Genomic DNA, 11,047 nt, shown 5'->3' on the forward strand with positions numbered 1-11,047 from the left:
TTATTCTTCAAGCAGTGTCATGGTACGCTTCCGGTCAATCTCAAAAATCTGCAACTTCAGATTCTTCATTTCTTCAATACTGCTAAATTTCTTCGACTTAATCTTGTTTTTTAAACATTGATATTGCAGCTTGGTCGAGAAATCAGCTGCCAGCTTGTCTGCCTGTTCAGGAGAAGAGGTATAGTCGCTGACATTGGCATGTTGCAGGATGTGCTGTAATTCATGGTGATGTGCGGCACAGGCACCGAGTACATAATAAGTCGACAATTCTGGATCATCTGGTAGATCATCAAAAATCACATTCAGAATATTCAAGATCTTATAGAGCAATTGGTCCGGTGAAACCAAGGCACGCAATGGTTCAAAATGAATGTACAAATAGGGATGATTCAGCAAGATTGCAATTACATATTCTTCAGCATCAATCTTAGTACTAAAGCTTAAGCTGGCATCATTATTAACCTTGGGTTGCCATTTGCGGTTAAAGCCCAGTTTTTCCCGGAAAAACTGTTGCAGCAAATAGCGATAAGAACCTTGCTTTGGTAATAGCTCGGTCAGCTGACGCAACTCTGCCATGACCTGGCTTTTACCCTCAGGTGTAGTCACATCATGGTTTTGAGCCAGATGAGCAAATACAAAATCGGATAACAGCGGAGCCTGATCTAATAGACGGCGAAAGTTTTCAATGCCTTCACGACGGATCAATGAATCTGGATCATGGTCATTTGGCAGTACAAAGAACTTCAGCTCACGACCATCATTGAGTAACGGCAGGGCAATCTCAAGTGTACGTCGTGCCGCTTTCTGACCGGCAGCATCACCGTCAAAGGCAATGGTAATACGATGATTCTGCTTGAACAGGATATTTAGATGTTCGGTATTACTGGCAGTCCCCAGTGTCGCCACAGCACCATGAATGCCATATTGCTGCAAGGCAATGACATCCATATAGCCTTCGACCATCAGCCACTCTTGGGCTTTCTGCTTACGGCCCTCATACAGGCCATACAGCAACTGATTCTTATGGAAAACTTCCGAATCCGGCGAGTTGATATATTTCGGCTTGATTTCATCATTGAGCGCACGGCCACCAAAGCCGACCACGCGACCTTTCGCATCTCGAATCGGGAAAATCACCCGGTCACGAAGCAGGTCGAAATCACGACCATTGTCGCTGGTACGAATCAAACCTAAGAGCTTGAGACCTTCAATATCCTGCGGGAAAGCTTTTTCCAGGTGCTGCCAGTCTTCCGGTGCATAGCCTAAGCGCCAATAGGCAATTGTTTCAGCACTGAGGCCACGTTGGCGGAAATACTGCTGTGCACTGGCACTATTCGGTAACTGGCGCTCATAGAACTGTGCGATATTTTCCAATAGGTCAAACAGGTTGCCTTCCTGAGGCGCGTCCTGCATTGGCATTTGCTCAAAAGCAGCAAACGGATCGCTATAGTAATCCTGTTCAGGATTCTGAAACTCTGCAAAAGGGTCAAAACTGGCGGCCGATGCAGTATCACTGGCAGTTGAAGGTGCCTGATTCTGATTATTGGATGTATTGGTTGCTGCCTTTGGCGCAGACGATTTTGTTGCAGCTTTAGGCTTCGCTGCTTCACGCTTATATTTAAGCTTGCTGGATTCCTGATTATCTTTAGGTAATTCAATGCCGGTCTGACTGGACAGGTCTTTCATCACTTCAATGAAATTACGGTTGCCAATGTCCATTAAAAAACGGATGGCATTCCCATTGGCCTGACAGCCGAAACAGTGAAAATACTGCTTGTCACGGTAAACGTGGAAAGAAGGCGATTTTTCCTGATGGAAAGGGCAACAGCCCGAATAGGTACGGCCAGTTTTTTTTAATTTCACGAATTGACCAATCACATCGACAATGTCGGTGCGATCGAGAATCTGATCAATCGTATGTTGAGGAATGGCCATAGTCTGCTGAGCTTCTCGTGCTGCGTTTATAAGGTGTAAATCATTGAAAAATTAAGAGTAGGAATTAAGCCGGCTCTATATAAATTCCTTTGTATACCTTTTGCACGATTTGTTCAAGCGCTGCTCAGAAATGGCAAAAGGGCAAGTATGATACCTTGCCCTTTGCAAAATTGCACCTGTAACAGTCGGCTTATTCAGCAGTCGGTTCAGGCTGTTCAGTTTCAGTGTTTTTAGGGCGATCTAACAAACCAAATGACATGCGATTGGTCAGGCTGCGTTCCTGTTTTGGTTCCGGAATATTGTCAGAACCTGAATAGGTACGCGCTTCTTTACCGAAGATCCCTAAGGTTGCACGGTTAAAGAAACTGCCTTCACTGCGTGCTGAACTTAAGTCCACTGTACCATCGGCATTCACCAGATTTGGATAGTTCAGTTTCAGCACTTCGATATATTGCTGTGAAGTTGCTTTATCACCGAGCTTGTCATAGCCGTAGGCAATGGTCGCCAGAGCTTCTGGAGTTTGTGGCACTTGTGGGTAATGTTCAATCACCCATTGCGCACGTTCAACAGCCGCAAGGTAAGCTTTACGCTTGATATTAAAACGCGCCGCATTCATTTCGTGCTCAGCCAGTTCCTGACCAATAAACTTCATACGTTGAGCAGCATCAACTGCATATTCGCTTGAAGGATAGCGACGAATGAAATCGACGAAGTTCTGATAAGCCACTTTCAGATAGCTGACATCGCGGTGTGACTGTTTCAGTTTGGTATAGCGCAGCAGACCGTTATAGTTCTGCTCCATGTTGGCTACACCACGCACATAGTAGGCATAGTCCACATTTGGATGTTGTGGATTCAGGCGGATGAAGCGTTCAGCCAATGCTACTGCACCTTCAAAATCCTTTTGCTGGAATTTGACATAGATCAGATCCAGTTGCGCCTGAGCTGCATACTGACTGGTAGGGAAATAGGTTTCCAGACCTTCAAGCTGACGTGCAGCATCACTATATTGCTGACGATCAAGCGCTTTTTGTGCTTTTTGAATATAAACCTGTTCGCTGGCTTCAGGGCCTTTATCCACGACGTCTTTTTTTGTTGGATTACTGCTACAGCCTACCATTGCCGATGCAACGCCTAACGTAATTGCAAGCATTGTCATTTTATAATGTGGTAGCGACATAAAAATTCCTCTGTTAATACGGGCAATGAGCTACAATTGCACTATTAAACCACTTTTGTCTGAATGAGCAAATGAGTCAAGCACAATCTTCCAATTCTAATTTCCCTGAAACTGATTTTAATTTACTTGAAGATTCTGAGGATGCAGATAACCATACTTCAGACACAACTGCAACACGTTTAGCGTTGCAATTTCAAGTGGATGAAACCTATCTGGGCCAGCGTATCGATCAGGTTGCCGCGATCGTATGGAGCGATTTTTCCCGCGAAAAGCTGAAACAGTGGATCAAAGACGGTAATTTATTGGTCAATGGCCAGCCTGTAAAGCCTAAATATAAATGTGATGGCTTTGAAACGCTTACATTAAATGTTGAACTTGAAGCACAGACCCGCAGCCTTCCTGAAGATATTCCACTGGATATCATCTATGAAGATGATGACATTATTGTGGTCAACAAACCAGTTGGCATGGTCGTACATCCGGGTGCAGGCAATAGTTCTGGTACTTTGGTGAATGCCTTATTGCATCATTATCCAAAATCAGCAGAACTGGCGCGTGCCGGTCTGGTGCACCGTATCGATAAAGATACCTCGGGTTTACTGGTCGTTGCGAAAAACCTTGAAGCGCAATTCTCTTTAAGCCGTCAGCTTGAGAAAAAATCGGTGTACCGCGTTTATGATCTGGTTGTGTATGGCAACATCATTGCCGGCGGTACCATTGATGAGCCAATCAAACGTCATCCGGTAGATCGTGTCAAAATGACCGTACTTCCAGGTGGCAAAGATGCAGTCACGCATTACAATGTGAAAGAACGCTTCCAGCACTTTACCCGTGTTCAAGCGCGTCTGGAAACTGGTCGTACTCACCAGATCCGTGTGCACTTTAGCTATATCGGTTATGGTCTGGTGGGTGATCAGGTGTATATGCCGCGTGTCCGTATGCCAGCCGGTGCTTCACAGTTGCTTGAAGATACCTTGCGTGGCTTTAAACGTCAGGCACTGCATGCTGCGACTTTAGGTCTGAAACATCCACGGACCAAAGAAGAAATGACCTTTAATGCGCCGTGGCCAGAAGATTTCACCAATCTGGTTGAAGTACTGCGCAGCGAAAACAAGGCTTATTAATTTCTTCATTTCCAGCATTGGTCATTAAAAGGAAAGAGACATGCAATTTGTACAAGGTTTGCCTCAAGGCGTTTATGTAGGGCAGACCCGTGTTCATCATGAACAGGTACAGCCATCGGAGCAGCCAGAATTGGCGGGCTTTAATCTGGCATTGCATGTCAATGACAATCCGGCGCGTGTGCAAAAACATCGCATCCAGTTGCTAAAAGACTTCCAGCCTTTTGGCGTGGATAAAATCACCTGGATGACCCAAACCCATAGCACGATTTGTCATACCATCAATGAGAAGATGCCATTTGAGGCGCTGATCGGTGATGGTCTGGTGACGCAGCGCAAAGCGCACGCCTTGATGATGATGACCGCAGACTGTTTACCTGTGGTACTGGGAAATGCAGATGGCACAGAAGTTGCCAATTTACATGCAGGCTGGCGCGGGCTGGCAGGGGGGATTGTGGAAAATACAATTACTGCCATGCAGACTCCGCCGACTTGGGCATGGCTCGGTGCGGCGATTAGTCAGCCGTGTTTTGAAATTGGCGCAGAAGTAAAAGCAGCTTTCTGTTCCAAATATCCTGAACTGGACAGTGCATTTCAGGCAGGAGAGCAGGCAGGCAAGCAATATGCCGATCTGTATGCAATTGCCCGTTATATCCTGAATCAGCATGGTATCAAAACTGTGCTGGGTGGTGATCAGTGCTCTTACCGTCAGGCAGATGAATACTTCTCTTATCGCCGTGAAGCCAAGACCGGACGTATGGCAACATTCGTGTTTATGGCTTGAAAATGTTAAACTTGACTGAAATTCTTGGTTTTTAAGTATTATGTCCCTATCTTCCCAATCTATTGCGATTGTTTATCACAGTCCTTATGGACACACGGCTAAAGTGGCAAATTTCATTGCCGATGGTGCACGGGAAACTGGTGTTCAGGTGCATATGATGAATGTCGAACATATAGATTGGGAGGTGCTGGACGCCGCAGATGCCATTATTTTTGGCTGTCCAACTTATATGGGTAGTCTAACCTCTGCGATGAAGCTGTTTATGGAGCAGTCGTCCAAGCGCTGGCTGGCACGTAGCTGGCAAGGCAAGCTGGCAGCAGCCTTTACCAATGGTGGTGGCTTAAGTGGGGACAAGCTGGCTGTCTTGCAGCAGATTAACCTGTTTGCGATGCAGCACGGCATGTTATGGGCAGGTTTGCCATTAATGCCAACTGGGCGTGGCGTAACTGACCTGAATCGTATGTCCAGCTTTTTAGGTTTGATGACTCAATCGGATAATGCACCTGTTGAAGTAACCCCACCTGAAGGGGATTTAAAAACTGCGCTGTGGTTCGGTGAATATATTGCCTTGACGCTGGCCCGTATGAATCTGAAGGCTTAATTGGATTCATAAAAAAACCTCCATTACATGGAGGTTTTTTTATAGGCATTATGTAACCATTAGCGATGGAAAATTCGCGCTTTGTCGCGTTGCCAGTCACGGTCTTTCTCAGTTGCACGCTTGTCATGCAGCTGTTTACCTTTTACCAACGCAATTTCCAGCTTGGCATGTGGACCTTTCCAGTAGCAAGCCAGTGGTACGCATGAATAACCCTTTTGGTTGATTGCACCCAGAAGTTTTTCAATTTCACGGCGATTCAGCAACAGTTTACGGGTACGCGTCGCTTCAGGCACTACATGGGTAGACGCGCTCAATAGCGGCTGAATCTGGGCACCAAACAGGAAAGCTTCACCATTTTTAAAGGTGATATAGCTCTCCACGATGGTCATACGACCAGCACGCAAGGATTTTACTTCCCAGCCTTGTAAGGAAAGCCCAGCTTCAAATTTTTCTTCAATAAAATAATCGTGACGGGCACGTTTGTTTAGCGCAATCGTTCCGCCGTTATTTTTTTTAACTACAATACTTGCTTTCGCCATAATCTGATACTTCCAAACTTGCTGCTATTGTACCGCAACTTTAATTGAGTTGAAGTTTTTAAATTGATGGAGTTTCTTCGCCAAAAAATCAAGATTTTGTTAAAATGGAAAACTTACACAATAAACAGAGTAAAAATGGATGACTAAAACTCGTGTAATTTATCCGGGGACCTTTGATCCGATCACCAATGGCCATATTGACCTGGTGACCCGTGCAGCAAAGATGTTTGATGAAGTGGTGGTTGCAATTGCGATTGGACATCACAAGAACCCGGTATTTAGTCTGGAAGAGCGAGTTGAGCTGGCCCAAGCGTCGTTGAGCCATTTGAACAATGTTGAATTTGTAGGATTTGACGGCCTGCTGGTGAATTTCTTCCGTGAGCAGAATGCTACAGCAGTCCTGCGTGGTCTACGTGCAGTGTCAGATTTTGAGTATGAATTTCAGTTGGCCAATATGAACCGTCAGCTGGATTCACATTTTGAAGCGGTATTTTTAACCCCTTCAGAACAGTATTCCTTTATTTCATCCACTCTGGTGCGTGAAATTGCCCGCTTGCGAGGGGATGTAACCAAGTTTGTTCCGCCAAACGTGGTTGCTGCCTTCGAGCGTAAACTTCAACAAGGTTGGTAGCGTGTCTTTATATATCACCGATGAATGCATCAACTGTGATGTCTGTGAACCTGTATGCCCGAATGAGGCAATTTATATGGGGGAACTCATTTACGAGATCAATCCTGATCTGTGTACCGAGTGCGTCGGACATCATGATAAACCGCAGTGTCAGTTATTCTGTCCTGTAGACTGTATCCCGCTGGATCCGAACCATGCAGAGACGCAGGAACAGCTTCAAGCCAAGTATGAAAAACTGACTGCTCAAAAAACATCAAGCAATTAGTTGCCAGATTTGATACTATGCGGCTCGAAGTGAGCCAGACGATCGCTGCTGTGGAGATCTCCGTGATTGAAGCAGGGGAGGAAAGTCCGGGCTTCATAGGGCAAGGTGCCAGGTAACGCCTGGGCGGCGTGAGCCGACGGAAAGTGCAGCAGAGAGTAGACCGCCTTCATTATGGTTCTGAGCAATCGGAATCGGAGGTAAGGGTGAAAGGGTGCGGTAAGAGCGCACCGCATGGCTGGTAACAGTTCATGGCGAGGTAAACCCCACCGGAAGCAAGACCAAATAGGAATCCATTAGGCATGGCCCATGCTGGATTCGGGTAGGTCGCTTGAGCGCATGAGTGATTGTGCGCCTAGAGGAATGATCGTTCACGACAGAACCCGGCTTATCGGCTCACTTCAACAAATTTTGATCAAACAGCACAATATGGGGTTGACGTGATTTACAGAAAATCCCATAATGCGCGCACAGTTTAAGGCTATGTAGCTCAGTTGGTTAGAGCACCGCACTCATAATGCGGGGGTCACAAGTTCAAGTCTCGTCATAGCCACCATATTCTGAAAAAGCCCACTCCGATTGAGTGGGTTTTTTTATGGCTGAAATTTATTTTTGTTAGTTTGAATATCTGAGATGGCTGATTTTAAGACCTGTAGACAAATTTTTGCTGTTTGTTCTCTAGGCGAAAATCTTTCAGTCATTTGCTGAAATGGGTGAATATAATTTCTAAAATCTCTTAGTTCTTTGCTGAATCTATAGGTATCTTTCTCGATTATTCCAATGGAATGGGATACTTCAATAAAATTATTGAGCGTCCATTGATCAAAATTTTTAACTTTTCCATCTTTTTTAGGACTATGTGGAGATAAATTAAAAACCTTAGGGTTTGAGGATGCAATATTTAAGAATAATCCTTCTAGTGTGCTACCTGCTAGTAAGACTACTGATAAGTACGCTTCTGCTTTAAATGCTTTTTCAATTTCTCGCATTCGACTATCAATTACAGGAAGTAGTGTTGGTATTAAATTGAGTTGTGAGTAATCAACTTTGAATTCGTGTTTAATAAAGTTATTTTCTAGATATTCTTTTTCTGTATGTAAGTTTTCATCGAGATTTATTTCATGAATAGGTTTAAGATGAATTTCTGTGTTTTTTCGAACAACTAGAAATTTATCAAATTGAAGATACTTATTAAAATCAGCTATTAGCGTATCCAATCTCTTTAGGTCATCCATATAATTAATAGGATTAAAGAGTTTTTGAATGCAGATTTTTATCTTTTCGCTACTATTTATCTTTGCTAAACGAGAATCTGTGTATGCCCATCTTGATGGAAAACCTTGACCATATACATCTGTGTAATCAAAAGCCGAAAAAAAATCTATAATTTTAGGGCCGGATCTATATTCGGTAGTTTCATTAATAAGGTCGCGCAGTTTTTCCAGTGTTTTAGTTGAAAGTTGCATATTTATTCAAAATAATTATTTGGAATAAATATAATGTTTAGATGAAATTTTGTACATGATGGAATAGTGATTTAACATCATCCGTCTGCAACTGCTCACGCATTTTTAGAAACTGCTTTTCATCTAAGTCATAAAGCTTAAGTGACAGCAGTTTTTTTATATCTTCATCAGGGAAACGATACTTAATAATTTTCGCAGGTACACCGCCAACGACTGCATAAGGTGGTACATCTTTCGTCACAACCGCACCTGTTGCCACCACAGCACCTTCGCCTAGCGTCACACCTTGCATAATCATGGCACGAGAGCCAATCCAGCAACCATCGCCAATCACTGTATCGCCAGCAGGGACAAAACTGCGTGTATCAAACGGGAAGGCTGAAATCCAGTCTGTACGATGCAGTTGGTTGCCACCCATCATAATCACGCATTCTGCGCCAAAACAGACGAAATTACCGATATAAAGCTGATCAATCGGCTTCTCAGGCGTTGCAGGCTTGTCATGTAAATAACGTACTACACAGCGCTCAAAACCTTGATCCCAATAGGCTGAATAGTAGGAATAATTCCCTTTAATATGAATATTCGGGTTCTTCACAGTTTTTGAGATGAACTCGAATTCACACCAATGATTCACAGGCGAATTAATTAACTTTTCAGACATAGAGGCAAGAACAATAAGGAATGGGTCATTATACCGAATTGTGCTGCAAGCTGAATTAACAATCTCAATCTAGTCCGTGAAGAAAATTTTAAAGTAAATGCTGATCTAAGTGCTTTGAGGGATACGGGCAATGACTTTAATTTCAAAATCAAAACCAGCCAGCCAGGTCACGCCCACAGCTGTCCAGTTCGGATAGGGCTTTTGCGTAAAAATCTGGTCTTTAACTTTCATAATGCTTTCAAATTGCTGTTCAGGATTGGTGTGAAAAGTGGTGACGTCGACAATATCATCGAAAGTACAACCAGCCGCTGCCAATGTAGCAGCCAAGTTTTCAAAAGCTCGTTCTACCTGTTTCTCAAAGTCAGGTTCAGGACTGCCATCTTCACGGCTACCAACCTGACCAGAAACAAATAATAAATCTTCTGATTTGATGGCAGCAGAATAACCATGCTGTTCATACAAAGCATGGCGATTTTGGGGAAATATTGCAGTTCTAGTCATGGCTATTCTCTTTAAAAAATTACTATGAAAATCCTTTCTTAAAGCGTTTGGCAGTTTAACATACGCTTCGTATGTAAACATAATTGACATACGCTGCGTATGTCAATTAAAATTTTTGTAATGCTGAAGTGAGAATAGAAATGTCTGTTCGTGAATTAAAAATGGCCGAGACCCGTAAAAAACTGATTCAAGTGGCACGCCGTGCATTTGGGGAATATGGCTATGCAGAGACTTCAATGGATAAACTCACAGCAGAAGCAGGGCTGACCCGTGGTGCGCTATATCATCATTTTGGTGACAAAAAGGGTTTATTTGCGGCGGTGGTCGATCAGATTGATTCAGAAATGGCTTCATCTGCCCAGCAACATCTGGAGCAGCCTGATGATCTTTGGGAAGGATTGATGCTAGAAGGGTGGACCTATATTCAAAATGCCCTGAATCCGGAATTCCAGCGCATTGTACTGCGTGACGGGCCGGCTGTGCTGGGTGATCCAGCGCATTGGCCAAGTCAAAATAAATGCTTGCAATCAACACGTGAATGTGTAGAACAGTTACTGGCTGAAGGTCGATTAAAACCAGTCGATGCGCTTGCTACCGCGGTCTTGCTAAATGGCGCAGCAATGAATGCAGCCCTCTGGGTGGCATCCAGCGATGATCCTGCACAGGTTTTACCTCAGGCTTTACAGGCATTTGAAGCATTGGCTTCTGGCTTCTTAAAATAAAATCGATGGAGATTTTCAGGATCAATAAAAAACCCCTCAAGCGAGGGGTCTTACAGCCTAAAAATATCTAAATAAAAATTAGATATATTCAACCTTGGAAATTTCGTATTCCACTTCACCTTGTGGTGTCACGATTTTCACTTCATCGCCTTCGTTTTTACCTAAAAGGCCACGTGCGATCGGAGAGTTCACAGAGATCTTGTTGATCTTAAAGTCTGCTTCGTCATCACCCACGATTTTGTAAGTTTTTTGTTCTTCAGTGTCCAGATTTTCAATGGTCACTGTTACGCCAAATACAACACGACCGTTTTGCTCCAGCGCTTTAACATCAATCACCTGGCAAGCACCAAGTTTACCTTCGATGTCCTGAATACGACCTTCACAGAAGCCCTGTTGTTCACGTGCAGCATGATACTCTGCATTTTCCTTTAGATCTCCATGTTCACGTGCTTCAGCAATTGCGGCTGTAATACGCGGGCGATCAACAGTTTTTAGCTGATGTAATTCTTTTTCCAAGGCAAGTTTGCCTTCAGGAGTCATAGGATAACGTTGCATAGTTGTCCCTCAAAATTAGGTATGTAAGTAGAATACAAAGTGTATAAATGAAAAAAAGCCCGCCACCGAGAAGGTGGCGGGACTTC

The 11,047-nt window shown here is 43.9% G+C and carries 13 protein-coding genes, 1 tRNA gene and 1 other RNA gene; 8 read left to right on the forward strand and 7 right to left on the reverse strand.

Translation table 11 applies throughout. From position 1 onward, the window contains the following. Both ACS72_RS13650 and ACS72_RS13655 read right to left on the reverse strand, forming a co-directional pair. The gene (locus ACS72_RS13650) at positions 1–1,935 is read right to left on the reverse strand and encodes a DNA primase (protein WP_048882400.1); all 1,935 of its coding nucleotides are present in this window, start codon (positions 1,933–1,935) and stop codon (positions 1–3) included. Between the two features lie 190 nt (positions 1,936–2,125). After that, positions 2,126–3,115 (reverse strand): outer membrane protein assembly factor BamD, encoded by a 990-nt coding sequence (locus ACS72_RS13655; RefSeq protein ID WP_004814916.1) that lies wholly within the window; start codon positions 3,113–3,115, stop codon positions 2,126–2,128. Between the two features lie 71 nt (positions 3,116–3,186). Between ACS72_RS13655 and rluD the strand changes: the two genes are divergently transcribed. The 3 genes from rluD to ACS72_RS13670 are packed head-to-tail and all read left to right on the forward strand — an operon-like array spanning position 3,187 to position 5,621. Then, positions 3,187–4,239, forward strand: coding sequence for a 23S rRNA pseudouridine(1911/1915/1917) synthase RluD (gene rluD / locus ACS72_RS13660; RefSeq protein ID WP_004814917.1), 1,053 nt, complete (start codon positions 3,187–3,189; stop codon positions 4,237–4,239). A 40-nt stretch (positions 4,240–4,279) separates the two neighbouring features. Next, complete coding sequence (gene pgeF, locus ACS72_RS13665; RefSeq protein WP_048882401.1) at positions 4,280–5,020, forward strand: peptidoglycan editing factor PgeF; 741 nt, start codon at positions 4,280–4,282, stop codon at positions 5,018–5,020. Positions 5,021–5,060: 40 nt separating this feature from the next. Then, positions 5,061–5,621, forward strand: coding sequence for a flavodoxin family protein (locus ACS72_RS13670; RefSeq protein WP_048882402.1), 561 nt, complete (start codon positions 5,061–5,063; stop codon positions 5,619–5,621). Positions 5,622–5,680: 59 nt separating this feature from the next. Here the strand turns inward: ACS72_RS13670 and smpB are convergent, their stop codons facing one another. Beyond that, positions 5,681–6,160, reverse strand: coding sequence for an SsrA-binding protein SmpB (gene smpB, locus ACS72_RS13675; protein ID WP_048882403.1), 480 nt, complete (start codon positions 6,158–6,160; stop codon positions 5,681–5,683). Positions 6,161–6,299: 139 nt separating this feature from the next. Between smpB and coaD the strand changes: the two genes are divergently transcribed. The 4 genes from coaD (at position 6,300) to ACS72_RS13690 (ending at position 7,609) form a co-directional block, all read left to right on the forward strand. Continuing rightward, positions 6,300–6,791 carry a pantetheine-phosphate adenylyltransferase gene (gene coaD, locus ACS72_RS13680; RefSeq protein WP_004814921.1) on the forward strand — a complete coding sequence of 164 codons (492 nt, stop codon included), beginning with the start codon at positions 6,300–6,302 and terminating at the stop codon, positions 6,789–6,791. 1 nt (position 6,792) lies between these two features. After that, on the forward strand, positions 6,793–7,056 hold the full coding sequence (locus tag ACS72_RS13685; protein WP_034434081.1) for a YfhL family 4Fe-4S dicluster ferredoxin: 264 nt from the start codon (positions 6,793–6,795) through the stop codon (positions 7,054–7,056). 26 nt (positions 7,057–7,082) lie between these two features. Beyond that, an RNA gene (gene rnpB / locus ACS72_RS16995) (RNase P RNA component class A) lies at positions 7,083–7,460 on the forward strand. A gap of 72 nt (positions 7,461–7,532) precedes the next feature. After that, a tRNA-Met gene (locus ACS72_RS13690) sits at positions 7,533–7,609 on the forward strand. A gap of 37 nt (positions 7,610–7,646) precedes the next feature. On the opposite strand, the gene ACS72_RS13695 is transcribed toward ACS72_RS13690, so the two are convergent. The 3 genes from ACS72_RS13695 to ACS72_RS13705 form a co-directional block, all read right to left on the reverse strand. After that, positions 7,647–8,519: a hypothetical protein gene (locus ACS72_RS13695; RefSeq protein ID WP_048882404.1), complete on the reverse strand. Its 873-nt coding sequence runs from the start codon at positions 8,517–8,519 to the stop codon at positions 7,647–7,649. Between the two features lie 37 nt (positions 8,520–8,556). Further along, positions 8,557–9,183: a CatB-related O-acetyltransferase gene (locus ACS72_RS13700; protein ID WP_048882405.1), complete on the reverse strand. Its 627-nt coding sequence runs from the start codon at positions 9,181–9,183 to the stop codon at positions 8,557–8,559. Between the two features lie 105 nt (positions 9,184–9,288). Then, positions 9,289–9,684 carry a RidA family protein gene (locus ACS72_RS13705; protein WP_048882406.1) on the reverse strand — a complete coding sequence of 132 codons (396 nt, stop codon included), beginning with the start codon at positions 9,682–9,684 and terminating at the stop codon, positions 9,289–9,291. A gap of 140 nt (positions 9,685–9,824) precedes the next feature. Between ACS72_RS13705 and ACS72_RS13710 the strand changes: the two genes are divergently transcribed. Beyond that, positions 9,825–10,406, forward strand: coding sequence for a TetR/AcrR family transcriptional regulator (locus tag ACS72_RS13710; RefSeq protein ID WP_048882407.1), 582 nt, complete (start codon positions 9,825–9,827; stop codon positions 10,404–10,406). Positions 10,407–10,484: 78 nt separating this feature from the next. Here the strand turns inward: ACS72_RS13710 and greA are convergent, their stop codons facing one another. Continuing rightward, positions 10,485–10,961 (reverse strand): transcription elongation factor GreA, encoded by a 477-nt coding sequence (greA, locus tag ACS72_RS13715; protein WP_005222895.1) that lies wholly within the window; start codon positions 10,959–10,961, stop codon positions 10,485–10,487. Positions 10,962–11,047: the final 86 nt, after the last annotated feature.

This window comes from Acinetobacter sp. VT 511, from assembly GCF_001077515.1.
Taxonomy (GTDB): domain Bacteria; phylum Pseudomonadota; class Gammaproteobacteria; order Pseudomonadales; family Moraxellaceae; genus Acinetobacter; species Acinetobacter schindleri.

Bases quoted from the DNA above. Each gene is read 5' to 3' on its own strand.
- ACS72_RS13650 (WP_048882400.1), bottom strand. From the start codon at position 1,935: ATGGCCATTCCTCAACATACGATTGATCAGATTCTCGATCGCACCGAC.
- pgeF (WP_048882401.1), top strand. From the start codon at position 4,280: ATGCAATTTGTACAAGGTTTGCCTCAAGGCGTTTATGTAGGGCAGACC.
- ACS72_RS13700 (WP_048882405.1), bottom strand. From the start codon at position 9,183: ATGTCTGAAAAGTTAATTAATTCGCCTGTGAATCATTGGTGTGAATTC.
- ACS72_RS13670 (WP_048882402.1), top strand. From the start codon at position 5,061: ATGTCCCTATCTTCCCAATCTATTGCGATTGTTTATCACAGTCCTTAT.
- ACS72_RS13705 (WP_048882406.1), bottom strand. From the start codon at position 9,684: ATGACTAGAACTGCAATATTTCCCCAAAATCGCCATGCTTTGTATGAA.
- ACS72_RS13695 (WP_048882404.1), bottom strand. From the start codon at position 8,519: ATGCAACTTTCAACTAAAACACTGGAAAAACTGCGCGACCTTATTAAT.
- coaD (WP_004814921.1), top strand. From the start codon at position 6,300: ATGACTAAAACTCGTGTAATTTATCCGGGGACCTTTGATCCGATCACC.
- ACS72_RS13655 (WP_004814916.1), bottom strand. From the start codon at position 3,115: ATGTCGCTACCACATTATAAAATGACAATGCTTGCAATTACGTTAGGC.
- smpB (WP_048882403.1), bottom strand. From the start codon at position 6,160: ATGGCGAAAGCAAGTATTGTAGTTAAAAAAAATAACGGCGGAACGATT.
- ACS72_RS13710 (WP_048882407.1), top strand. From the start codon at position 9,825: ATGTCTGTTCGTGAATTAAAAATGGCCGAGACCCGTAAAAAACTGATT.
- greA (WP_005222895.1), bottom strand. From the start codon at position 10,961: ATGCAACGTTATCCTATGACTCCTGAAGGCAAACTTGCCTTGGAAAAA.
- rluD (WP_004814917.1), top strand. From the start codon at position 3,187: ATGAGTCAAGCACAATCTTCCAATTCTAATTTCCCTGAAACTGATTTT.